This window comes from Amycolatopsis sp. NBC_01488, from assembly GCF_036227105.1.
Taxonomy (GTDB): Bacteria; Actinomycetota; Actinomycetes; order Mycobacteriales; family Pseudonocardiaceae; genus Amycolatopsis.
The window spans coordinates 586334-608235 of record NZ_CP109434.1 but is presented as its reverse complement, the minus strand read 5'-3'; the positions used below and the strand labels follow the sequence as shown (position 1 = coordinate 608235).

Annotated in this window: 22 protein-coding genes; 8 read left to right on the top strand and 14 right to left on the bottom strand. The window is 71.7% G+C overall.

The annotated features are described in order from the left end of the window. The first annotated feature begins 1 nt into the window (after nucleotide 1). Nucleotides 2–1051, top strand: coding sequence for a 1,2-phenylacetyl-CoA epoxidase subunit PaaE (gene paaE / locus OG738_RS02925; RefSeq protein ID WP_329050987.1), 1050 nt, complete (start codon nucleotides 2–4; stop codon nucleotides 1049–1051). Nucleotides 1052–1227: 176 nt separating this feature from the next. Here the strand turns inward: paaE and OG738_RS02920 are convergent, their stop codons facing one another. The 4 genes from OG738_RS02920 to ccrA all read right to left on the bottom strand — a co-directional run bounded on the left by OG738_RS02920 (nucleotide 1228) and on the right by ccrA (nucleotide 5588). Continuing rightward, on the bottom strand, nucleotides 1228–2325 hold the full coding sequence (locus OG738_RS02920; RefSeq protein ID WP_329050985.1) for an adenylate/guanylate cyclase domain-containing protein: 1098 nt from the start codon (nucleotides 2323–2325) through the stop codon (nucleotides 1228–1230). Between the two features lie 4 nt (nucleotides 2326–2329). Beyond that, nucleotides 2330–2782 carry a universal stress protein gene (locus OG738_RS02915; protein WP_329050983.1) on the bottom strand — a complete coding sequence of 151 codons (453 nt, stop codon included), beginning with the start codon at nucleotides 2780–2782 and terminating at the stop codon, nucleotides 2330–2332. 93 nt (nucleotides 2783–2875) lie between these two features. Then, entirely contained in the window at nucleotides 2876–4057 is a 1182-nt protein-coding gene (locus OG738_RS02910; protein ID WP_329056530.1) for a chromosome segregation protein, read from the bottom strand. A 190-nt stretch (nucleotides 4058–4247) separates the two neighbouring features. Beyond that, nucleotides 4248–5588, bottom strand: a complete 1341-nt coding sequence (gene ccrA, locus OG738_RS02905; protein ID WP_329050982.1) for a crotonyl-CoA carboxylase/reductase — start codon at nucleotides 5586–5588, stop codon at nucleotides 4248–4250. Nucleotides 5589–5793: 205 nt separating this feature from the next. Here ccrA and OG738_RS02900 point away from each other — a divergent pair, with 205 nt between their 5' ends. Then, a complete protein-coding gene (locus tag OG738_RS02900; protein WP_329050981.1) occupies nucleotides 5794–6162 on the top strand; it encodes an SPW repeat domain-containing protein in 369 nt (122 codons plus the stop codon). A 19-nt stretch (nucleotides 6163–6181) separates the two neighbouring features. After that, nucleotides 6182–6754 (top strand): TetR/AcrR family transcriptional regulator, encoded by a 573-nt coding sequence (locus OG738_RS02895; RefSeq protein WP_329050980.1) that lies wholly within the window; start codon nucleotides 6182–6184, stop codon nucleotides 6752–6754. Nucleotides 6755–7082: 328 nt separating this feature from the next. On the opposite strand, the gene mce is transcribed toward OG738_RS02895, so the two are convergent. Beyond that, entirely contained in the window at nucleotides 7083–7538 is a 456-nt protein-coding gene (mce, locus tag OG738_RS02890; RefSeq protein ID WP_329050979.1) for a methylmalonyl-CoA epimerase, read from the bottom strand. A gap of 137 nt (nucleotides 7539–7675) precedes the next feature. On the opposite strand from mce, the gene OG738_RS02885 reads away from it, so the two are divergent. The 3 genes from OG738_RS02885 to OG738_RS02875 all read left to right on the top strand — a co-directional run bounded on the left by OG738_RS02885 (nucleotide 7676) and on the right by OG738_RS02875 (nucleotide 10827). Further along, complete coding sequence (locus OG738_RS02885; RefSeq protein ID WP_329050978.1) at nucleotides 7676–8863, top strand: acetyl-CoA C-acetyltransferase; 1188 nt, start codon at nucleotides 7676–7678, stop codon at nucleotides 8861–8863. Then, entirely contained in the window at nucleotides 8864–9829 is a 966-nt protein-coding gene (gene meaB / locus OG738_RS02880) for a methylmalonyl Co-A mutase-associated GTPase MeaB (RefSeq protein WP_329050975.1), read from the top strand. A 272-nt stretch (nucleotides 9830–10101) separates the two neighbouring features. Continuing rightward, nucleotides 10102–10827 carry a peptidylprolyl isomerase gene (locus OG738_RS02875; RefSeq protein WP_329050974.1) on the top strand — a complete coding sequence of 242 codons (726 nt, stop codon included), beginning with the start codon at nucleotides 10102–10104 and terminating at the stop codon, nucleotides 10825–10827. Nucleotides 10828–11108: 281 nt separating this feature from the next. Here OG738_RS02875 and pdxR read toward each other — a convergent pair whose 3' ends face one another. Continuing rightward, a complete protein-coding gene (gene pdxR / locus OG738_RS02870; protein ID WP_329050973.1) occupies nucleotides 11109–12479 on the bottom strand; it encodes a MocR-like pyridoxine biosynthesis transcription factor PdxR in 1371 nt (456 codons plus the stop codon). Between the two features lie 46 nt (nucleotides 12480–12525). On the opposite strand from pdxR, the gene OG738_RS02865 reads away from it, so the two are divergent. Together OG738_RS02865 and OG738_RS02860 are read left to right on the top strand one after the other, a co-directional pair. Then, nucleotides 12526–12987, top strand: coding sequence for a carboxymuconolactone decarboxylase family protein (locus tag OG738_RS02865; RefSeq protein ID WP_196425493.1), 462 nt, complete (start codon nucleotides 12526–12528; stop codon nucleotides 12985–12987). Further along, nucleotides 12984–13721, top strand: coding sequence for an isocitrate lyase/PEP mutase family protein (locus tag OG738_RS02860; protein WP_329050967.1), 738 nt, complete (start codon nucleotides 12984–12986; stop codon nucleotides 13719–13721). Before OG738_RS02865 ends, OG738_RS02860 begins: the two co-directional genes overlap by 4 nt. Nucleotides 13722–13784: 63 nt before the next feature. Here OG738_RS02860 and OG738_RS02855 read toward each other — a convergent pair whose 3' ends face one another. The 8 genes from OG738_RS02855 to OG738_RS02820 form a co-directional block, all read right to left on the bottom strand. Continuing rightward, nucleotides 13785–15392, bottom strand: a complete 1608-nt coding sequence (locus tag OG738_RS02855) for a solute symporter family protein (RefSeq protein WP_329050965.1) — start codon at nucleotides 15390–15392, stop codon at nucleotides 13785–13787. Further along, nucleotides 15389–15736: a DUF485 domain-containing protein gene (locus OG738_RS02850; protein WP_329050963.1), complete on the bottom strand. Its 348-nt coding sequence runs from the start codon at nucleotides 15734–15736 to the stop codon at nucleotides 15389–15391. The genes OG738_RS02855 and OG738_RS02850 overlap by 4 nt, the downstream gene beginning before the upstream one ends. 70 nt (nucleotides 15737–15806) lie before the next feature. Beyond that, nucleotides 15807–17531, bottom strand: coding sequence for a sodium/solute symporter (locus OG738_RS02845; RefSeq protein ID WP_329050961.1), 1725 nt, complete (start codon nucleotides 17529–17531; stop codon nucleotides 15807–15809). Continuing rightward, nucleotides 17531–17881, bottom strand: coding sequence for a hypothetical protein (locus tag OG738_RS02840; protein WP_329050960.1), 351 nt, complete (start codon nucleotides 17879–17881; stop codon nucleotides 17531–17533). The genes OG738_RS02845 and OG738_RS02840 overlap by 1 nt, the downstream gene beginning before the upstream one ends. Before the next feature lie 256 nt (nucleotides 17882–18137). Continuing rightward, a complete protein-coding gene (locus tag OG738_RS02835; protein WP_329050959.1) occupies nucleotides 18138–18893 on the bottom strand; it encodes a LytR/AlgR family response regulator transcription factor in 756 nt (251 codons plus the stop codon). Then, nucleotides 18890–19942 carry a sensor histidine kinase gene (locus tag OG738_RS02830; protein ID WP_329050958.1) on the bottom strand — a complete coding sequence of 351 codons (1053 nt, stop codon included), beginning with the start codon at nucleotides 19940–19942 and terminating at the stop codon, nucleotides 18890–18892. Before OG738_RS02830 ends, OG738_RS02835 begins: the two co-directional genes overlap by 4 nt. A 45-nt stretch (nucleotides 19943–19987) precedes the next feature. Next, a complete protein-coding gene (locus OG738_RS02825) occupies nucleotides 19988–20695 on the bottom strand; it encodes a hypothetical protein (RefSeq protein WP_329050957.1) in 708 nt (235 codons plus the stop codon). 199 nt (nucleotides 20696–20894) lie between these two features. Continuing rightward, the gene (locus OG738_RS02820) at nucleotides 20895–21890 is read right to left on the bottom strand and encodes an ABC transporter substrate-binding protein (RefSeq protein ID WP_329050955.1); all 996 of its coding nucleotides are present in this window, start codon (nucleotides 21888–21890) and stop codon (nucleotides 20895–20897) included. Nucleotides 21891–21902: the final 12 nt, after the last annotated feature.

The following is a 21902-nucleotide window of genomic DNA, read 5'->3' as shown; positions in this document are numbered from 1 at the left end:
GGTGGCGTTCCATCCCTTGAAGGTCGCGGGCGTCACGCGGTTGTGCGACGACGCGGTCGCCGTGACGTTCGACGTGCCTGCTTCCCTGGCTGCCGAATACGCCTTCAAACCGGGTCAGTCGCTGACTTTGCGGCGTTCGGTCGACGGCCGCGACGAGCGCCGGTCGTATTCGATCTGCGCGGCGGCGGGCGCGGCGCCCCGGGTGGGCGTCCGCCTGGTGCCGGACGGCCTGTTCTCGTCCTGGCTGGTGAACGAGGTCCGCCCGGGCGACACGATCGAGGTGGCCACGCCCACGGGTTCCTTCACCCCCGACCTGTCGGAAGGCGGCCACCACGTCCTGATCGCGGCGGGCTCGGGCATCACCCCGGTGCTGTCGATCGTGTCGTCGCTGCTGGCCACCCCGGACGCGACGGTGACGGTGCTGTACGGCAACCGCCGCACGGACACGGTGATGTTCGCGGACGAGCTGGCCGACCTGAAGGACCGCGCGCCCTCCCGCCTGGAGCTGATCCACGTGCTGTCGCGCGAGCCGCGCGAGGCGGAGCTGTTCACGGGGCGCTTGGACGTGCCGAAGCTGCGTTCGTTGTTTTCTTCCCTGATTCCGGTGTCCTCTGTGGACCATTGGTGGCTGTGCGGTCCGTTCGAGATGGTGACGGGCGCGCAGGAGCTGCTGACGTCCCTGGACGTGCCCCGCGCGCGAATCCACCAGGAGCTGTTCTACGTCGACACCCCACCTGAGCCGGTGACGCACGAGGACCCCTCGGTGGCGGGGGAGTCCTCGGAAGTCCGCGTGGTTCTGGACGGCCGCTCGTCGACAATGACGTTGCCGCGCACATCGTCGGTCCTGGACGGCGCCCAGCGCTTCCGCCCGGACCTCCCGTTCGCCTGCAAGGGCGGCGTGTGCGGCACGTGCCGCGCCCGCGTGACGGACGGCAAGGTGGACCTGCGCCGCAACTTCGCGCTGGAAGAGGCCGAGGTGGAGGCGGGCTTCGTCCTGACGTGCCAGTCCTACCCGGTCTCAGAGGAGCTGACGGTCGACTTCGACGCCTGAGGTTGTCCACAGGAGCGACCGTTTGTGGACAACCAGGCCGCCAAACAGCTTTCCGGCGGCTTCCGTCGGCCGGCGCCGATAGAATTGGCCTGGGGACGCCCCCCTGGGAGTGGCGGGGGCTGTCTGCCGGGCGGCCGGCCGCGCGGTCAGCGGGTGCGGGGTCAGCGGGTGCGGGGTCAGCGGGTGCGCCGCCGTCGGCGGCGGGGGCGTGTCTCGGACTCCGGCTCAGTGGCCGGGTCGGTCAACCCCAGCATCTCCGCCGCCAGCTGCTGCGAACTCGCGAACATCCCCGTCGGCGCCTCGGTGGCTCGCCGCAGCGCCGCTGGACGGAGGCGGTTGTACCCGCGGACCGTCACCGGCCTGCGCATCTTCAGCTCGTACGCCTTCTCCTCCGCGAGTTCCGAAGCCAGCTCGCGGTCCACCAGGATCGTGCCCGGGCGAGCGACCGATGTCAGGCGGGCCGCCAGGTTGACCACCGATCCGTACACGTCGCCGAACCGCGACAGGATGCGGCCCGAAGCCATTCCCGCGCGGACCGCCGGCAAGCTCTCGTCCGCGGACGTTCGCTCGGTCAGCGTCAACGCGATCTCCGCCGCGTCGACCGCCGCGTCCGCCACGAACAGGACCTCGTCGCCGATCATCTTGACCACGCGGCCGTGGTGCTCCGCGATCACCTCGGTCGCGAGCATCTCGAACGCGTCGAGCACCCGGCTGAGCTCCTCTTCGTCGATCTGGCGCGTCAGGCGCGTGTAGCCGACCATGTCGACGAACCCGACCACCTCAGTGCGCGCTTCGACGTTGTCGCCCGCGGCCGCGAACGCCCGGCCCGCGTACGCCGCCAGGTGCCGGCGCCAGACGAAGTTCTGCACCTGCTCCAGCTCCGGCAGCAGCCGGTCGACCAACCGGGCCACCTGGCGCTCGCTGCGGCCCAGCTCCGGCTGCTCCCTGATCAGCTCCCACAGCATGTCGACCTGCCACTCGGCCAGCCGCGACAGGTGCTGGCCGAGCGCGCGCGTCACCGACACCTCGATGCTCGGGTCGATCAGCCCCGACTGGACCAGCTGGTCCGCCGTCCGCATCGCCTCGACGTCCGCGTCGGTGAAGACGACCTCGTCGTCGCGGACGGTTGCGAATCCCAGGGCGCGCCAAAGCCGGCGTGACCGATCGTCGGGCACGCCGGCTTTCTCGGCCACTTCCAGCCGGGTGTACTTCCGCCTGCCGCCGAGCAGGACGCGTTCGAGCCGCTGCTGGAGCTCTTCGCTCGAATCGGTCACGAGCTCAGGTCGTGTGGACGATCAGCACGTCCACGCCGGACTTGCGCGCCACCTCCGACGGCACCGAGCCCAGGATCCGGCCGGCGATCGTGTTCAGCCCCCGGTTGCCGACCACCAGCAGGTCGGCCTCGCGCTCATGGACGACCTTGCGCAGCGAGTCGACCGGGTCGCCCTTGACGGCGATCGTGTCGATCTTCGCCGCGCCCGCCTTGGTCGCCCGGTCCCGCGCCGACTGCAGGGTGTCCTCGGCCGGGGCCGAGCCGACGACCTGGTACGCCTCGTCGCCGAGGACGTCCTGGGCCTTGTCGACGTCGGTCTTGCTGGCCGGGTAGTAGGCACACGCGATGACGAGCGTGGCGCCCGCGTCGCCGGCCACCGCCGCCGCGCGGTCCACCGCCGCGAACGAGGACTCCGAGCCGTCCGTGCCCACCACCACGGTCCGATATGCCGCACCCATGCGCAAAACCTCCAGGTGATCCCGCGTGAGCAGGGACGATAGCCGGTCCGTACCGGCCGTGCAGGCTCGTCCGCGCTCGTGTCGGGTGGAAGGTTACTCGCCAGTCGCTTTCTGCGCTCCGCTTGGCCGGGGAGCCGGCTTCGGAGTCGGCTTGGGCGCTTGCTTGCGGGCCGGCTGCGGCTTCGGGACGTCGGACGCCTTGATCCGGATGGTCTCCTCGACGTCGCTCACCGGCTTCGTCTTCCCGGTGCTGTCGTCCGCCTTCAGGTCCTCGGCCTTGAGGTCGGCCGTGACGTCCGCGGGCACCTTGATCTCGTCGCCGAGGACGGTGTGCGCTTCGGCCAGCACCGCCCGCGCCGCGCGGACCTGCTCGGCCAGCCCGCCGCGCACCTTGCGCAGACTGTCGACGCGCTCGTTGGCCTGGGTGATCCGCCGGTTCGACTCCTCGGTCGCCGTCGTCACGCGGCGCCGCGCTTCGTCGGCGGCCTCCGCGAGCCGGGCGTTCGCCTCGGTGATCGAGTCCTGACGGCGCTTGTTCGCTTCCGCGATCGACTCGCGCTGACGGCGTTCGATGTCCGCCTTCGCGGCCTTCTCCTCTTCGAGGACCTTCGCGCGGATGTCGGCGGCGTCCTGCGTCGCCTCCTGGACGCGGCGGGCGGCCTCGGCCTTGCTCGCCGCCTCCTGCTCGGCCAGCACGCGCATCGCCTCGGTGCGGCGCGCGGCCATCGCGATCTCGAAGTCTTCTTCGACCTTCGTGCGGCGGTCCGACGACTCGGTGTCGAGCTTCGTGCGCTCGGCTTCGGCCTTGTCGGTGATCTCCTTGGCCTGCGCGCGGGCGTCCTCGAGCACCTTGCGGTGCTCCGCCTCCATCTCCTTGCGGCGCAGGTCGAGCTCGGTGAGCAGCTGCTCGTAGCGGGCGCGCATGGCACTCGCGTCCGTCTCGGCCTTCGCCCGGATGTGCCCGGCCTCGGCTTCGGCGCGAGCGCGCGTGTCGGCGGATTCGTCCTGTGCGAGGCGCAGCATCCGCTGAAGACGCTCCGAGAGGCCTTCGACGCTCGTCGGCGGCTGGGCGAGCCGGTCGACCTGCCCGCGCAGGTCCGCGATCTCGCCGCGCGCGATCTCCAGCTGCCGCGCCAGGTCGCCGGCCTGCGCGATGGCGGCGTCCCGATCGGCCGTGAGCATCTTCAGGTCGGCGTCCAGCCGTTCGAGGTGCTCGTCGACCTGCGCTCGGCTGTATCCCCGCTTCGCCACGTCGAAGCCGGCTCCCAGCGGCACAAGCTCCCGTTCATCGCCAAGGCTCATGCGCCTACCGTAGTCGCAGGCGGGTCACGGAAGGGTGAGCACCCGTGCGGTGCGCCGAACGTGCCGCGTGATGCGGCGAAGGGAACTGGCCGGATCCGGCCCTGTTCCGGCAGAATCCGACGCCGGGAGCGGCCGCCCCCGGCGTCGTCGTCAGGCACTGTGATCAGGCGCCGCGGAACGCGTTGATCCCCTCGATGTGCTTCGCGCGCTTCTCCTCGTCCCGGACGCCGAGGCCCTCCTGCGGAGCGAGCGCGAGCACGCCGACTTTGCCCTGGTGGGCGTTGCGGTGCACGTCGAGCGCGGCCTGCCCGGTGTCTTCGAGCGAGTAGGTCTTCGACAGCGTCGGGTGGATCAGGCCCTTCGAGATCAGCCGGTTCGCCTCCCAGGACTCGCGGTAGTTCGCGAAGTGGGAGCCGATGATCCGCTTCAGGTTCATCCACAGGTAGCGGTTGTCGTACTGGTGCAGGTACCCCGAGGTCGAGGCGCACGTGACGATCGTGCCGCCCTTGCGCGCGGCGTAGACGGACGCGCCGAAGGTCTCCCGGCCCGGGTGCTCGAAGACGATGTCCGGGTCGTCGCCGCCGGTCAGCTCGCGGATCTTCGCGCCGAAGCGCTGCCACTCCTTCGGGTCCTGCTCGGTCTCCGACTTCCAGAACTTGTAGTCCTCGGCACTGCGATCGATGATCAGCTCGGCGCCGAGCTTGCGGCAGATCGCTGCCTTCTCCGGGCTGGAGACGACGCAGACCGGGATCGCGCCGCCGTTCAGCGCGTACTGCGTCGCGTAGGAGCCGAGGCCGCCCGAAGCGCCCCAGATCAGGACGACGTCGCCCTGCTTCATGTCCGCGCCGTTGCGCGAGACGAGCTGGCGGTAGGCGGTGGAGTTGACCAGGCCGGGGGAGGCGGCTTCCTCCCAGGTCAGGTGGTCCGGCTTCGGCATCAGCTGGTTGGCCTTGACCAGCGCGACCTCGGCGAGCCCGCCGAAGTTCGTCTCGAAGCCCCAGATCCGCTGCTCGGTGTCGAGCATCGTGTCGTTGTGCCCGTCCGGGCCCTCGAGCTCGACGTTGAGGCAGTGCGCGACGACCTCGTCGCCCGGCTTCCAGTTGTGCACGCCGACGCCGGTGCGCAGCACCACGCCGGACAGGTCCGAGCCGACGACGTGGTAGGGCAGGTCGTGCCGCTTGGCCAGCGGGGAGAGCTTCCCGTACTTCTTGAGGAACTTGAAGGTGGGGATCGGCTCGAAGATCGACGTCCACACGGTGTTGTAGTTGATGGCGCTGGCCATCACGGCGACCAGGGCCTCGCCCGGGCCGAGCTCCGGGACGGGCACGTCGTCGACGTGCAGCGACTTGCGCGGGTCCTTGTCCCGGCTCTCGAGGCCCTCGAACATGTCGACCTCGTCGGCGTGCACGGTCACCCCGCGGTAGCTCTCGGGCACGGGCAAGGACCCGACCGCGGCGGACTCGCCGTTCAGGATGGCCTGCTGGATCTCGCCGAGCTGCGTCATCGGTTCCTCCGCGGAGATGGGGGTCAACGGCGTTGGCGGCCGAAATTACTCGCCGGTAACACGCGCCCACAACTGTACGAGACGGACAGCACGATTACACGTCGAACTGTGACCGATCAGTCTTGACCGGCTGGCCAGTCAAGCGGATCATCGGCGGTGGGAACACCCACCCGACCAGTAGTTTCATCGACGGAGGTGAGCACGAATGAGTGAAGTCTCTACGCGCGCATGGGCCCGCCCACACGATTGGGCCGAGGTCGTCATCGGGGTCGTCGCCGCTCTTTCACCCCTTTGGCTGAGCACGGACTCGACCGCGATGTGGACGATGGTCGTCCTGGGCGCCCTGATCGCACTCGACGGCCTGGTCTCGCTGGCCATGCCGGGCATGGTCTACGGCGAAGGCATCCAGATCGCGCTCGGCGTGCTGCTGTTCATCGCGCCGTGGGTGATGGGGTACACCGAGTTCAACGGCGCTTCCTGGACGTCCTGGATCGCCGGGGTGCTCGTGGTCGTCGCCGGCGCGGCAGCGATGCCGGTCGCGACCGCCGCGCACCGCACGGCAGGACAGCACTGACGGACCAGGAGGCACCCGCATGACCGAGGATTCGGCGAAGGAGCGCATCCTCTGCGCCGCCGAGGCGCTCTTCGCCGAGTCCGGCTTCGACGCCACCCCGACGTCTCGCATCGCCGAGCGCGCCGGGGTGCCGAAGGGGCTGGTGCACTACTACTTCCGGCACAAGGCGGACCTGCTCACCGCGCTCGTCGAGCGGCTGCCCGACGAGCGCATCGAGCCGGCCGTGGTCGTCGTCCCCGGCGACCTGGCGGGCAGCCTGCGGCGCCTGGTCCGCGAACTCGACCACCGCTTCAGCCGGTCGCTGGGGCTCTCGCACCTGTTGTGGCGCGAAGCCGACACCCACCACGTCGTCCGCGACGCCCTCCACGAGCGCTTCCAGGTGCTCGTGCGCCAGGTCCGCGCGGTGATCCAGGCAGCCACGGGCGGCGGCCTGCCGGCGGCCGACGTCGACCGCGCGTCCGGCCTGCTGGCCCGCGCGGTCAGCCACCGCCACGCGACAGCCCGCCACTCGGACGACGACCTCCCCGCTGAGTTCGACGGCGAGCTGACGTTCATCGCCGAATCGCTCGCCGCCAAGGCCGCGCCCGCTTAGGGGCGTAGGGGGTCGGCCTGGTGCTGCCGATCGGCCGCGGCTGGCGCGGCCTGACTTCGCCGGCGTATTGCAGGGAACGTGCGCCGACGAGCCTCGGCATCGTCGAGCTCGCTGTGGTGGCGCGCTCGCTGTGGTGGCGAGCCCGGTGTCGTGGCGGCTGTCGGCGGTTCGGGACATACTTCCCCGCCCCGCCCCGCCCCGCCCCGCCCCGCCCCGCCCCGCCCCGCCCCGCCCCGCCCCGCCCCGCCCCGCCCCGCCCCGCCCCGCCGTTTGTCACGGGCGTGCAGTTCCTCGCGCCGGAGTTGGTGCGCCGGAACGGGTTCGGCGGTCAGTGCGCCGCGCCGTCCTTGGCCGGCTCGACCAGCTCCACCAGGACGCCGCCCGCGTCCTTCGGGTGGACGAAGTTCACCCGGCTGTTCGACGTTCCGCGCTTCGCCGCCTCGTACAGCAGGCGCAGACCCTGTTCGCGCAGGGCCGCCGCCGCTGCGTCCACATCGGACACGCGGTACGCCAGCTGCTGCAGCCCCGGGCCGCTCTTGGCCAGGAACTTGCCGATCGCCGAGTCGTCGCGCAGCGGGGCCAGCAGCTGGATCTGCGTCTCCGTGCCCGCCGTGCCGGGCGCGCGCAGCATCGCCTCGCGCACTCCCTGCTCCTCGTTCACCTCCTCGTGCGCCACTTCCAGGCCGAAGTGCGCGCGGTGGAACTCGATGGCCGCGTCCAGGTCCGGGACCGCGATGCCGACGTGGTCGATGGCCGTCACGAACGGCCGCAGGGCGTCATTCATGGGGGCAGGATAGGGCGCTCCCGACTGGCGTCGACCCCGAATCGTCGCGTGCCCCGCCTCACACTGGCTCCATCAAGAAGCCCGCCCTCCGGGTATGGTCGGAAAAACTGCCCATGCGCCGAAGCTTGGAGGACGCCGTGTCCGGTTCCGTGATCCTGGGTGCCGCCCGTACGCCGATCGGGCGCTTGCTCGGATCCCTCAAGGACTTCACGGGGGCGCAGCTCGGCGGGGTCGCGATCAAGGCGGCCCTCGAACGCGCCGGGGTCGCCCCGGACGCGGTGCAGTACACGATCATGGGCCAGGTGCTCACCGCGGGCGCCGGCCAGATCCCGGCCCGCCAGGCCGCGGTCGCCGCGGGCATCCCGATGAGCGTGCCCGCCCTGACGATCAACAAGGTCTGCCTCTCCGGCCTCGACGCCATCGCGCTCGCCGACCAGCTCATCCGGGCCGGCGAGTTCGACCTCGTCGTCGCGGGCGGCCAGGAGTCGATGACCCAGGCGCCGCACCTGCTGCCCAAGTCGCGCTCCGGCTTCAAGTACGGCGACACGACGCTCGTCGATCACATGGCCTACGACGGGCTCTTCTGCGCCTTCGACCAGGTCGCCATGGGTGCCTCGACGGAGAAGTACAACTCCCGCTACGGCCTCACCCGCGAGCAGCAGGACGCGTTCTCCGCCAGCTCCCACCAGCGCGCCGCCGAGGCGATCAAGAACGGCTACTTCGCCGACGAAATCGCGCCGGTCGCCATCCCGCAGCGCAAGGGCGACCCGGTCGTCTTCGACACCGACGAGGGCGTCCGCGCCGACACCACCGCCGAAGGCCTCGCCAAGCTGCGCCCCGCCTTCGCCTCCGACGGCACGATCACCGCGGGCTCGGCCTCGCAGATCTCCGACGGTGCCGCCGCAGTCGTCGTGGCCAGCAAGGCGAAGGCCGAGGAACTCGGCCTCACGCCCCTTGCCGAGATCGGCGCACACGGCGTCGTCTCCGGGCCGGACGCGAGCCTGCACGAGCAGCCGTCGAACGCCATCCTCGCCGCGCTGGCCAAGGCGAACCTGGGCGCCGACGCGCTCGACCTCGTCGAGATCAACGAGGCCTTCGCCGCGGTCGGGCTCGTCTCCACCGAGAAGCTCGGCCTCGACCCGGAGAAGGTCAACGTCAACGGCGGGGCCATCGCGCTCGGCCACCCGATCGGCGCCTCCGGGGCTCGCCTGGCCGTGCACCTGATCCATGAGCTGCGCCGCCGCGGTGGCGGCCTCGGCGCGGCCGCGCTGTGCGGTGGCGGCGGTCAGGGCGATGCCCTCCTGCTGCGGGTGCCGTCCGCGTAGGTGGCCGGAACACTCGACCTCGACGACCTGGTCGGCCGCGCGCGGGACGGGCAGCCCCGTGCCGTCGCGCGGCTGCTCTCGCTCGTCGAGGACGCCCACCCCCGCGTCGCCGAGATCGCGCGGGCGCTGACCCCGCACACCGGGCGGGCGCGGGTCGTCGGGCTCACCGGTCCGCCCGGCGTCGGTAAGTCGACCTCGACCTCGGCGCTGCTCACCGCGTTGCGCGCGGAGGGCAAGCGGGTCGGGGTGCTCGCGATCGACCCGTCTTCGCCGTTTTCGGGCGGGGCGCTGCTCGGCGACCGGATCCGGATGACCGAGCACGCCACCGACCCGGGCGTGTTCATCCGCTCGATGGCCACCCGTGGCCACCTCGGCGGGCTGTCGTGGGCGACCCCGCAGGCGGTGCGCGTGCTCGACGCCGCCGGCTTCGACGTGGTGCTGATCGAAACCGTCGGCGTCGGACAGTCCGAAGTGGACGTCGTGAAGCTGGCCGACACCACCGTGGTGCTGCTCGCGCCGGGGATGGGCGACGGGATCCAGGCCGCGAAGGCCGGGGTGCTGGAGATCGCCGACGTCTTCGTCGTGAACAAGGCCGACCGCGAGGGCGCGGACGCGACGGTGCACGACCTCAAGCAGATGATTTCGCTGGCGCGCCGCGAGATCCGGGGCGCGAGCTGGCGCCAGCCGATCGTGCGGACGGTCGCGGCGAAGGGCGAGGGCGTCGGCGAGGTCGTGCGGGCGCTGGCGGCGCACCACGACTGGCTGGTGGAGCACGACGAGCTGGCCCGGCGCCGGGTGGCGCGGGCACGCGACGAGGTCGAGGCCATCGCCGTGCGGAGGCTGCGGGCCGAGCTGGCCGATCTCCGCGGCGGGGGACGGCTGGCCGGAGTGGCCGAGCGTGTCGTCGCGCGGGAGATCGATCCGTTCGCCGCCGCCGACGAGCTGATCGCGGACCTGCGGGAGTAGGGCGGTCCGGGCCACTGCCGCGAGCCGCGTGAGCAGAAACCTTGCCACGGCAACGGGTCTTCGCCGGATTTCCATGATGCTCTCCCTTCGGGTGCGGCGGGTTTGCCGCGTGCTGACCATCGTGCGGAGGGGGTCCGACAATTTCGGGGTTCCGGCGTCGAGGTTCACCCGTCCGCGTGACACGGGCGACTTTCGCCGGTTCTTGTTGTCGGGGCCGCGCCCTAGACTGCGGAGCGCTCCGGAACCGGGCGATCACTGGGAGGGCGTGCAGCATGAGGAAGACACTGGTCACCGCGCTTGCGGCGGGCGCGTTGTTCGTGGCGGGCAACGGCGTCGCCACCGCGGCCGACGCGCCACCGCCGAAGGCGACGCACGGGCCGTGCCAGTACACCGAGACACCGGACGAACCGCCGGCGCGGCCGGTGCCGCTGCCGCCCGACCCGCGGCACACGCCGAGCCACGGCAAGGTCGACGTCGCGATCCCGACCAGCCAGGGCGCGCTGCCGCTGCGGCTCGACCGCGCGGAGGCACCGTGCACCGTGCAGAGCTTCCTGCACCTCGCGCGGCACCGGTTCTACGACCACACCGTGTGCCACCGGCTCACCGCGTACCCGACGTTGAAGGTCCTGCAGTGCGGTGACCCGACGGCGACCGGCGAGGGCGGGCCGGGCTACCAGTACAAGGACGAGCTGCCGGTGAACCTGCCGCCGTCGCCGACCGACCCGACCGGGGCGCGCAAGGTCTACGCGCGCGGGCTGCTGGCGATGGCCAACGCGGGACCGAACACGAATGGTTCGCAGTTCTTCGTCGTGTACGGCGATTCCGCGCTGCGGCCGAACTACACGGTGTTCGGCACGGTCGGAGCCGAGGGGCTGAAGACGCTCGACAAGGTGGCAGCCGGCGGGATCCAGCCGACGGCGGACGACCCGGCCCCGGTCGACGGGACGCCGGTGCTGCGGACGGAACTGCTCCGCGTTCGGCCCGACTGCTGGTTCTGACGGCGACCGCGGGCCGTTCCGGGTGGGGCGGCCCGCGGCATCTCGCGTGATTGGGAAGGCATCACGTGTGATTGAGAGGGCATCTCGCGTGATTGGAGGGGCATCACGTGTGATGGGAAGGTCGACTCGCGTGATTGAAGGGTCGACTCGCGTGCCTGGGTGGACGACTCGCGTGGTTGGGGGCGGGAGTCGCGTTAGCTGAGCCGGATCTCGCGTGGTTGGGGGCGGGAGTCGCGTGAGCTGAGCCGGATCTCGCGTGATTGGGGGCGGGAGTGGGGAGGTCAGGCGGTTATTTCCCAGAGGGCCTCGGTCAGGGTTTGGACTGCGCCGGCGAACGCGTGTTTCGGGGTTGCCGCGTAGCCGACTATCAGGCCGCCGGGGCGGTTGGCGTCCATCCAGTAGCCCGCCAGGCCCTCGATGCCGATCGCGCGGCGGCGGCAGGCCGCCAGGGCCGTTGCCTCCGAGGGGCCGTCCGGGGGCAGGCGCAGCAGCAGGTGCAGGCCCGCCGCGATGCCCTGCGGGCGCACCGAGTCCGGCAGGGCCGCCAAGAGCCGGGCGCGGCGGGAGCGGTACTCCGCCCGGCTGCGGCGGACGTGCTGGTCGTACGCACCCGAGTCGATCAGCTCGGCCAGGGCCAGCTGGTCCGGCACCGCCGGGCGGGTGCCGCTGTCGGCCATCGCCGCGCGGACCGGCTCCACCAGCGTCCGCGGCAGCACCAGCCACGCCAGCCGCAGGGACGGCGCCAGGGCCTTGCTCGCCGTGCCCGCGTACACCACCCGCTCCGGAGCCAGCGCCTGCAGTGCCCCGACCTGCTGGCGGTCGAAGCGGAACTCGCCGTCGTAGTCGTCTTCCAGGATGATCGCGCCCGAGCGGGTCAGTGCCGCGCGGCGGTGCGGGGCCAGCGTGACGCCCGTGGGGAACTGGTGTGCCGCCGTCACGACCACCGCCGGACTGTCCAAAGCGGACACGTCGAGGCCGTGCTCGTCGACCGGGACGCCGGTGACCCGCTGGCCCTGGGCCGCCGCGATCGAGCGGTACATCGCCTGCGACGGGTTTTCGAACGCCATTTCGCCGACGCCCAGCCCGGCGAGGGCCCGGGACAGCACCGCGATGGCGTGCGAATACCCCTGGCACACCACGATCCGCGCCGGGTCGGCGACCACCCCGCGGGCGCGGGCGAGGTAGCCGGCGAGGGTGTCCCGCAGCTCGGGCGCGCCCAACTCGGACTCGTAGCCGAACGCCGCCGCCGGGGTCCGCAGCAGGGCACGCCGGGTCGCGGTGATCCACGCCTGGCGCGGGAACGCCGTCAGGTCCGGGCGTCCCGGCCGCAGGTCCCAGCGCGGCGCCGGCTCGCGGGGCGCCTGTCGCGGCGCGGACTGCGGCAGGGATCCCGCGGTCGCCACGCGGGTCGGCGCGCCCTGGGCCGTGCGCAGGTACCCCTCGGCGGCCAGGTCGGCGTACACCCGCGTGACCGTGCCGCGCGCGACGCCCAGGTCGTGCGCCAGGGACCGGGTCGAGGGCACCGCCGCGCCCGCCTGCCACCGGCCCTCGCGGATGGCCGCGCGGATCGCCGCCGCGAGACCGCTCCGGCCGGTCGAAGGCTGCCAGCCGAGGTGGACGTCGAGCCCGGAACTGGACCACGAATCCGTCATACGACTGGACCATACCCGTGGACCAGTTCGGACTAGCGTGGATGTCATGACGAAGCGAATCGGACTCGGGCGCGCGCCCGAGATCTACCAGGCGATGGCCAACCTGCAGGCCGAGGTGAACAAGGCCGCCGCGAACGCGGGCGTCGACCCGAAGCTGCTCGAGCTGGTGAAGATGCGGGCCTCCCAGCTCAACGGCTGCGCGTACTGCCTCGACATGCACAGCCGCGACGCCCTCGAGCTGGGCGAGTCGGCCCGCCGGCTGTTCGTGCTCGACGGCTGGCGCGAGACCGACCTGTTCACCGAAGAGGAAGAGGCCGCGCTCGTCCTCACCGAGGCGATGACCAAGCTGTCGGCGACGCAGAGCGTGCCCGACGACGTCTACGAGCAGGCGACGAAGGTGCTGACCGAGGACCAGTACCGCGCGATCGCCTGGGAGGTCATCGCGATCAACAGCTGGAACCGCATGGCCGTGACCAGCCACAGTCCGCTCCCGAAGCGCGACGCGTGAGCGCCGCCGCGCTCAAGGCGCTGCACGTCCCCGGCAAGCCGCTGGTGCTGCCGAACGTGTGGGACGCCGACACCGCGAAGCTCGTCGAGGCCGCGGGGTTCCCGGTCGTGGCGACCAGCTCGGTCGCCGTGGCGTCCGCGCTCGGCTTCCCCGACGGCGAGCGGGCCCCGGCCGACGAGATGTTCGCCGCCGCCGCGCGGATCGCCAAGGCCGTCGGTGTCCCGGTGACCGTCGACGCCGAGTCGGGCTACGGCCTGTCCGGCGCCGAGCTGGCGGGCCGGCTGCTCGACGCGGGTGCCGTCGGCTGCAACTTCGAGGACACCGACCACGCCACCGGCGACGTGCGGCCGGTGGCCGAGCAGGCGGAGCGGATCGCCGCCCTGCGCCAGGCGGCGGGCGACGGCCTGGTGATCAACGCGCGGGTCGACTCCTTCCGCGGCGTCGACCCGAAGGACCACCTCGCCGACGGCATCGTCCGGGCGAGGGCGTACCTCGAGGCGGGCGCCGACTGCGTCTACCCGATCCACCTGCGCACGCCCGAGGTGCTCGCGGCGTTCGTGCAGGAGGTCGGCGGCGCCGTCAACGCGCCCGCGTGGCCGGGCAGCCCGGGCCTGGGCGGCCTCGCCGAACTGGGGGTGGCGAGGATCTCGCTCGGCGGCGGGCTGTGGCAGTACGTCCGGAAGCAGTTCGAAGCGGTTGTCGCGGGCGTCGCCGAGGGGAAACTGCCTTACTGATGGCCGAAGGCCGCCGCGAGGGGATCGGGAACACCCTCGCGGCGGCCTTCGGTGTCGGCGTCCTCAGTGGACGACGGCTTTTTCGGCGCCCGCGCCGGTCAGGGAGCGGACCTCCATCTCGGCGTACTTCTTCTCGTTGTGCTCCTTGGACAGGATGGTGCCCAGCCAGCCCAGGATGAACGCCGCCGGGATCGAGACGAGGCCCGGGTTGCTCAGCGGGAACCACGCGAAATCGGCGGTCTTGATCATCGACGTGCTCTTGCCGGACACCGCGGGCGAGAACACGATCAGCACGATCGTGATCGCCAGGCCGCCGTAGATCGACCACAGCGCGCCCTGGGTGTTGAACCGCTTCCAGAACAGCGAATACAGGATCGTCGGCAGGTTCGCCGACGCCGCCACCGCGAAGGCCAGCGCCACCAGGAACGCGACGTTCTGCCCGTTGGCCAGGATGCCGCCGCCGATCGCGAGGGCGCCGATCACCACCGCGGTCAGCCGGGCGACCTTGACCTCGGAGTCCGGGGACGCCTTGCCCTTCTTCACGACGTTGGCGTAGACGTCGTGGGCGAAGGACGCCGACGCCGTGATGGTCAAGCCGGCGACCACCGCGAGGATCGTCGCGAACGCGACCGCGGAGATCAGGCCCAGCAGCACCGGGCCGCCCAGTTCGAGCGCGAGCAGCGGCGCGGCCGAGTTGACCCCGCCCGGTGCCTTCTTGATCGCCTCCGGCCCGACCAGCGCGCCCGCGCCGTAACCCAGGACCAGCGTGAACAGGTAGAACACGCCGATCAGCACGATCGCCCAGACCACCGAGCGACGAGCGTCGCGAGCCGTCGGCACCGTGTAGAAGCGCATCAGGACGTGCGGCAGGCCCGCGGTGCCCAGCACCAGCGCGATGCCGAGGGAGAAGAAGTCCAGCTTGGACGTCCCGGTGGCGCCGTACTGCTTGCCCGGCCCGAGCAGCGCCTCACCCGTCTTGCCCGCCTTGTCGACCGCGGCCTGCAGCAGGCTGGAGAAGTTGAAGTTGTACTTCCCGAGCACCCACAGCGTGATCACGAGCGCGCCGATGATCAGGAGCGCGGCCTTGATGATCTGCACCCAGGTGGTGCCCTTCATGCCGCCGATCAGGACGTAGGCGATCATGATCACGCCGACCACGGCGATCACCAGTGCCTGCGCGCCACTGCCTTCGATGCCGAGCAGCAGCGCCACGAGACCGCCGGCGCCGGCCATCTGCGCCAGCAGGTAGAAGAAGGACACGATCAGCGTCGACGTCGCGGCCGCGGCCCGCACCGGGCGCTGCTTCATGCGGAACGCGAGAACGTCGCCCATCGTGAACTTGCCCGTGTTGCGGAGCAGTTCCGCGACCAGCAGCAGCGCGACGAGCCACGCCACCAGGAAGCCGATCGAATACAGGAAGCCGTCGTAGCCGTTGATGGCGATCGCGCCGGCGATGCCGAGGAACGACGCCGCCGACAGGTAGTCGCCCGAGATCGCGATGCCGTTCTGGGGACCGGTGAACGCGCGGCCGGCGGCGTAGTAGTCGGACGCCGTCTTCGTGTTGCGACTGGCCCGGAACACGATCACCAGCGTGATGACCACGAAGGCGGCGAAGATCAGGATGTTGAGGAGCGGGTTGCTGCCCTCCACCCCCGCAGCGAGAGTCTTCATGCCTGCTCCTTCTCGATGTCGTCACGGATCTTCTCCGCGACCGGGTCGAGCTTCCGGTTGGCGTACCGGACGTAGAGGCCGGTGATCACGAACGTCGAGACGAACTGCAGCAGGCCGAAGATCAGGCCGACGTTGATGTTGCCGAACACCTTCGTGCTCATGAAGCCGTGCGCGTAGTCCGCGAGGAGCACGTAGAGCAGGTACCAGAGGAGGAACACCGCCGTCATCGGGAAGACGAACCGGCGCAGGCGGCTGCGCAGCTCACGGAACTCGGTGCTTTCGTGCGCGCGATCCCAGATGGTCTCGGACGTGTCCGGGGGGCCGCCGGTCTCCGTCGTGCTCATCGCTGCTCCCTGCGACGTTGCGGAAAGTGACCTGCGCCACCGTAGGGAGGTGTGAGTCCCGCGTGAAGATTCAGCGGCTCAACAGCCGGGCCAGACGACGAACGGTTGACGAACGGTCGCGGGGTCCGGTCGAACGGGGCTCGTCGAGGTGCAGGCGCAGCATCGCCGACGCCGACCAGGCGGGCGGCCTGCCCCGCAGCGAGACCAGCGCCATTGCGCCGAACGCCAGCGGTACCGACCAGGGTGCCGGTTGCTCCACCAAGATCGCCACCCAGCCGTGCAGCGGCGGCCCGGCGAGGGCGAACAGGATCGAGCCGGACGACGCGACGAGCCCGGTCAGCACCCCGGCGATCCCGCCGGCCGCGGTCAGCCGCGGCCACCAGATGCCGAGCACGAGCAGTGGGCAGAACGTCGACGCGGCCACGGTGAAACCCCACGTGACGAGCACCCCGGCGTCCAGTTCGGCCGAACGCAGCGCGAGCAGCACCATGATCCCGGCGACGCCGAACACGGCGAACCGCAGCCGCCGCAGTCCGCCGGGCACGAGGTCGTGCGCGATCGCGCCGGACATCACCAGCAGCAGGCCGAGCGACGTCGCCAGGAACGCGGCGAACGCGCCCGCGGTCAGCAACGCCGTGAACAGGCCGCCGGCCCAGCCACTGTCCACTTGGTACGGCAGCGCGACGACGACCGTGTCCGTCGCACCGGAAAGGTAGAGCCCCGGCACGAGGACGCGGCCGAGGACGCCGTAGACCCCGGGGAAGAGGTAGAAGACGCCGAGCAGCGTGACGGTGATCGCGGCGGTGCGGCGCGCGGCGCGGCCGTCGGGGCTGGTGTGGAAGCGCATGAGCACGTGCGGCAGGCCCATCGTGCCGAGCATGGTCGCGATGAGCACGGACCAGGTGCCGAGCAGCGGGTAGCCCTGGTCGCCGAGGTCGAGCAGCGGCCGCTGCCAGTCGGCGCCGCCGAGCGGGGCGCCGCCGCGGACCGCCGGGACCGCCGTGCCCGCACCGAACACGACGTCGTCCTGGCTGCGCGCGGTGAACTCGCCCGGTGGCAGGGTTTCCGCGACGCCGTTGACGCGCACCGGCGTCGGCTCGCGGATCTCCATCGTGACCTCGACTTCGAACCGCACCGGCGTCTCGCGGTCGAAGTGGGTGAACTCGACCGGGTTGAGCGCGTCGGTCCGGTTGACCGCGCCCGCTTGCAGGACGAGCCAGATCGCGGGGACCAGGAACAAGAGCAGCTTCAGCACGAACTGGAACGCCTGCACGTACGTCGCGGCGCGCATCCCGCCGAGTGCGAGGGTGACGCTGACCGCGGCGCCGGCCAGCACCACGCCGACCCAGTACGGCGTGTGGCCCACCGCGGTGAGCACGAGACCGGCGGTGCGGAACTGCGGGACGACGTAGATCGTGCCGATCACCAGGACGACCACCGCGGCCAGGCGGCGCAGCGCGGGGGAGTTGAGCCGGGCTTCGGCGAAGTCGGGGACGGTCAGCGCGCCCGAGCGCCGCATCGGGGCGGCGACGAGCACGAGCATCGCGATGTAGCCGGCGGTGAAGCCGACCGGGTACCAGAGCGCCCCGATGCCGTCCTTGACGACGAGCCCGGCCACGCCGAGGAACGACGCCGCCGACAGGTATTCGCCCGAGACGGCGGCCGAGTTCACCAGCGGCGAGATCCGCCGGGACGCCACCAGGAAGTCCGACGTCGTCCGCATCGCGGCGACCCCGCGGACGCCGATCAGCAGCGTCACGAGCACGACCGGCGCGACGGCGAGCGCGACGCCCATCAGTCGTCGTCCTCGAGGCGTTCGGCGCGGCGCAGCTGCCAGCGGGCGAGCAGCGCCATCGCCGGGTAGGGGAGGACCGCGATCATCAGCCAGGACACCGGGATGCCCAGCAGCCGCACGCTGTCCAGGCCGGGGAAGAGCGCGAAGACGCCGGGCAGGCCGAGGAGGAGCGCGAACATCAGGACGAGGGCGGGAATGCCGTGACGGCGCTGCGCGCGGTAGAGGGCGGTGGCGCGCTGGGTGTCGCCCGCGGGAAGGCGCGGCTGGCGCCAGCGGTGGCGGGACCGCCGCCGGGCGTGGGCGAGCCGGGTTTGCGGGCTGGTCACGGCGACGCGGCGGATCTTGCTCATCGCCGGTCCGGCCCGGGGTGGGTGGCTTGGCGAGGCGCGGTGCGCGTGATCGGCGGCCGGGGCGGGGTGGCTTGGCGAGGTTGAGTGCGAGTGATCGACGCGCCGGGGCGGCCAGCCTGGGCTGGTTGGGTGCGGCGAACCGGCGGGCCTGGCCGGAGGTGGGTGGCTTGGCCAGGTTGGGTGCAGGTGATCGACGTGCCGGGCCGGACGTCCCGTCGCGAGGCCTTGCCGACGGGGGCAGGCGGCTCGACGCGGTTCATCGCGCGCCTGGCCCGAGCTGACCGCGCTGGGCGGCTTCCAGCAGCCGGTCGCGGAGGTCGCGTGCGTGGCGACGGCTGACCGGGACGTCGCCCGCCTCGGTGTGGGCCAGGAGGCCGCCCGCGCTGTCGCTGCGCAGCTCCAGTACCGCTCCCACCGCCAGCAGGAACCCGCGGTGCACCCGGCTGAACCCGGTGCCCTCCCAGTACTCCTCGAGCCGCGAGATCGGCATCCGCACCAGGTGTACGCCGCCGCGCGTGTGCAGGCGGACGTAGTCGCCGTGGGCTTCGACGAACAACACGTCGTCGCGGCGGACGTACCTGGTGCGGCCGCCCGACTCGACCGGGAGGGCGGCCATCGCGTCCGGCGTCGAGCGTGACGAGGGCGTCGCCATCCGGGTCACCTTCGCCAAGGCGGCCGAAAGCCGTTCGGCACGCACCGGCTTGAGCAGGTAGTCCACCGCGCCGATGCCGTACGCCGTCACCGCGTGGCCGTCGTGTGCCGTGACGAACACGATCACCGGCGGCTCGCTCAGCTTCGCCAGCAGCGACGCCAGTTCGAGACCGTCGAGGCCGGGCATCGAAATATCCAAGAACACCGCGTCGAAGCGGTCGGCCTGAAGCAGCCTCAACGCCTTCAGCGCATCAGCCGCGCCGACGACTTCGCCGACTTCGGGCGCTTCGCGCAGCATGCGGCACAGCTCGTCCAACGCGGGCGCGAGGTCGTCGACGGCCAGGACGCGCAGCCCGGTCACGGCAGCACCCCCGGCTGGAACCGCGGCACCCGCACGACCACGCGGGTCCCGGCGCCGACCTCGGTCTCGACGGTCAGCCCGTACCAGGCGCCGTAGACGTCCCGGAGCCGTCTGTCCACATTGGCCAGTCCGAGCCCGGCCGGGTCGTCCTCGCCGGTGCGTCCGGCCAGGAGGTCCGCCGCGCGCTTCGGGTCCATGCCGACCCCGTCGTCCTCGACGAAGATCACGCAGTCGTTCCCTTCCGCCTGGCCGTGCACCTGGACCAGCCCGGTGCCCGACCGCGGCTCGATGCCGTGCCGGATCGCGTTCTCCACCAACGGTTCCAGCACCAGGTACGGCACGGCGACGGCGAGGATCTCCGGCGCGACCCGCACCTGGACGCGCAGCCGTTCGCCGAGCACCGCGCGCTGCAGCGCCAGGTACGTCTCGATCGCGCGGAACTCCTCGGCGACCACCGTGTACTCGCCGTGCCGCGCGAGGCTGTAGCGCGTGTAGTCGGCGAAGTCGAGCATCAGGTCGCGGGCGCGATCGGGATCCGAGCGCACCAGCGACGCGATGACGGTCAGCGCGTTGTAGACGAAGTGCGGCGACATCTCCGCCCGCAGCGCCCGCAGCTCGGCCTGCGCCGCCTGTTCCGCCGACGCCTCGAGGCGCCAGCGTTCCAGTGCCTGCACGACGAGGTCCGCGGCCTGGGCCGCGATCGCGTCCCGGACGTCGCCGACGACCAGCAGCGCCCCGGCCAGCTCGTCGCGGACGTGCAGCGGCAGCGCCAGGACGTCCGGCGCGGAGCCGGGTTCCTCGGTGTGGAGGACGCCGTCGAGCACCGTGGCGACGACCGCGTCCGGCCCCGGCCGCCCCGACCACAGCAGCGAACCGGACAGGTCGGTGAGGCCGAGGCCCGGGAAGCCGAAGAGCCGCCGCAGGCCGTGCGCGGCGCGGCGGGCGCGGGTGCCCGACAGGCCGTCGCGCAGGTCGTCGGTGATCCGGCGGGCGGCGGCGAGCACCGGCAGCGGGTCGGCGCGGGACGCCGGGCGCAGGTGCACGGTCATCGGGCCTCCCCTCGGCGACGGTGTCCAGGGCACCAGATCCTACGGCTACGCGGGGTCCTCCCGGTCGGCCAGCACCTGGGCGTGGCGGCGGAACCGGCGCCAGGCGCGGTAGTCGTCGATCGCCGTGACCGGGACGCGGTCCGGGACCAGCAGGCTCGCGTCGGCGGGGTACGGCCGGTCCGGCAGCGAGATCCAGCCGGTCGTGCGGGTCTCCTTGACCGCCACCGGGACCGGCCGGAACGTCGTGGGGTCGAGGCCCTCGCTGTGCCGGACGACCTCGTCGAAGAACCACGCCGACGTGATCAGCCCGAGCACGCCGGGCGACGCCTTGAGCGCCTCCTTCAGCGGCGCCGCGTCCAGGAGCCGGAACGCGTGGTTGATCGCCGGCGCGGTGACGCCGTGGTCGTCGTAGGCGACTTCACCCGCGTGCAGCGCCATCCGGAGCCGGATGCGGGCCCCGGCGTGGTGGGTCAGGTTGTGCCGGTGCAGCGCCACGGCGAGCGCGTTGGGCAGGAACTCGACGAAGGGCCCCTTCGGGATCTCCGGCGGGGCGAGGACGAAGACGCCGTCGCCACAGTCCTCCCTCCGGCAGGCCGTCCAGGGAACGCCCGCGTCGTCGAACGCCCGGCAGAGCGAGCGGTACAGCCCGTCGCGCAACGCCAAGCGGTTCGGTGTGGTCCTGCGCTGATCGCCGTAGCCCTCGACGTCCACGGCGAAGATCGTCCGGTGCACGGCCGATCGTTCGTAGTTCATCGCACCCTCCCTGCGATCATGCATGTGTAAATGCATGTGCAGATGAGTGTGACGCCGACCACCCGGCCGGGGGAACGGCTCGTGCGGTGAGCGGTTCTCCCACCGCGGTGACCGGCAGCGTCCGTTCACCGGAGGTGAAACAGCTGGTCAGAACTCTGCGGGGAGTGCGCGCACTCCCCGCAGGGCTCTGACGGACGGGTCAGCAGGACTGCTTGTAGAAATACTGCGAGTTGGCGTCCATGTCCGCCTTGGTGATGGAGTGCAGCTGCGCGGTCAGGTTCCGCGTCACCGGCTTGCCTTCGATCGCGGCCACGGCCTGGTCGACGCCCTGGGTGCCGATCGACGCCGGGTCCTGCGCGATCAGGGCCTGGTACTGACCGTTCTTGAGGCCTTCGACCTCGGCCGGGCTGGCGTCGAAGCCGATCAGGTTGACCGTGCCGACCTTGCCGCTGTTGCGCAGGCCGGTCGCCGCGCCTTCACCGGTGTTGAGGTTGGTCGCGAAGACGCCGATGAGGTCCGGGGTCGAGGACAGCGCCGCCGTCACCTTGGCCGCGGCCTGCTCCGGCTCGTTCTGCGTGAACTGGATGCCGGCCGACTTCAGGTTCGGCGTGTTCTTCAGCTCGTCCTCGAAGCCCTTGGCGCGCGCGGCCGTCGTGGACGTGCCGGCGATCGTGTCGAGCACCAGCACCGAGCCGGACTTGCCGTTCGCGAGCTTCGCCATCGTCTGGGCGGCGAGCTTCCCGCCCGCGGCGTTGTCCGACGAGACCGACGACACCGCCACGCTCGTGTCCTTGAGCGCGGTGTCGACTTCGACGATCTTCGAGCCGCGCGACTTCACCTGCTGGATCGGCGCGAGCATCGCCGTGTCGTCGGTCGGCGCGATGAGCAGCGCCGCCGGCGGGTTGGAGCCGAGGGCGTTGACCAGCTGGGTCTGCAGGGGAGCGTCGAACTTCTGCGGCGCCTGCGTGGTCAGCTCGTAGCCGAGCTTCTTCGCCTCGGCTTGCGCGCCGCACTGCAGCGAGATGTAGAACGGCTCGGCCTGCACACCCGGGATCAGCGCCAGCTTCTTGCCGCCCACCGGCTGGGCGGAGGTACCGGACCCGGTCTGCCCGACCGTGCCGGAGCTGCACGCGGTGAGCAGGGCGGCGGCCGACGCCAGTGCGCCGACGGCCAGGAGAGTCTGGGAAAGGTTCATGACACAAGCACC

Bases quoted from the DNA above. Each gene is read 5' to 3' on its own strand.
- OG738_RS02915 (WP_329050983.1), bottom strand. From the start codon at position 2,782: ATGGGTGCGGCATATCGGACCGTGGTGGTGGGCACGGACGGCTCGGAG.
- ccrA (WP_329050982.1), bottom strand. From the start codon at position 5,588: ATGACGCAGCTCGGCGAGATCCAGCAGGCCATCCTGAACGGCGAGTCC.
- OG738_RS02900 (WP_329050981.1), top strand. From the start codon at position 5,794: ATGAGTGAAGTCTCTACGCGCGCATGGGCCCGCCCACACGATTGGGCC.
- OG738_RS02895 (WP_329050980.1), top strand. From the start codon at position 6,182: ATGACCGAGGATTCGGCGAAGGAGCGCATCCTCTGCGCCGCCGAGGCG.
- mce (WP_329050979.1), bottom strand. From the start codon at position 7,538: ATGAATGACGCCCTGCGGCCGTTCGTGACGGCCATCGACCACGTCGGC.
- OG738_RS02875 (WP_329050974.1), top strand. From the start codon at position 10,102: ATGAGGAAGACACTGGTCACCGCGCTTGCGGCGGGCGCGTTGTTCGTG.
- pdxR (WP_329050973.1), bottom strand. From the start codon at position 12,479: ATGACGGATTCGTGGTCCAGTTCCGGGCTCGACGTCCACCTCGGCTGG.
- OG738_RS02865 (WP_196425493.1), top strand. From the start codon at position 12,526: ATGACGAAGCGAATCGGACTCGGGCGCGCGCCCGAGATCTACCAGGCG.
- OG738_RS02855 (WP_329050965.1), bottom strand. From the start codon at position 15,392: ATGAAGACTCTCGCTGCGGGGGTGGAGGGCAGCAACCCGCTCCTCAAC.
- OG738_RS02850 (WP_329050963.1), bottom strand. From the start codon at position 15,736: ATGAGCACGACGGAGACCGGCGGCCCCCCGGACACGTCCGAGACCATC.
- OG738_RS02845 (WP_329050961.1), bottom strand. From the start codon at position 17,531: ATGGGCGTCGCGCTCGCCGTCGCGCCGGTCGTGCTCGTGACGCTGCTG.
- OG738_RS02840 (WP_329050960.1), bottom strand. From the start codon at position 17,881: ATGAGCAAGATCCGCCGCGTCGCCGTGACCAGCCCGCAAACCCGGCTC.
- OG738_RS02830 (WP_329050958.1), bottom strand. From the start codon at position 19,942: ATGACCGTGCACCTGCGCCCGGCGTCCCGCGCCGACCCGCTGCCGGTG.
- OG738_RS02825 (WP_329050957.1), bottom strand. From the start codon at position 20,695: ATGAACTACGAACGATCGGCCGTGCACCGGACGATCTTCGCCGTGGAC.
- OG738_RS02820 (WP_329050955.1), bottom strand. From the start codon at position 21,890: ATGAACCTTTCCCAGACTCTCCTGGCCGTCGGCGCACTGGCGTCGGCC.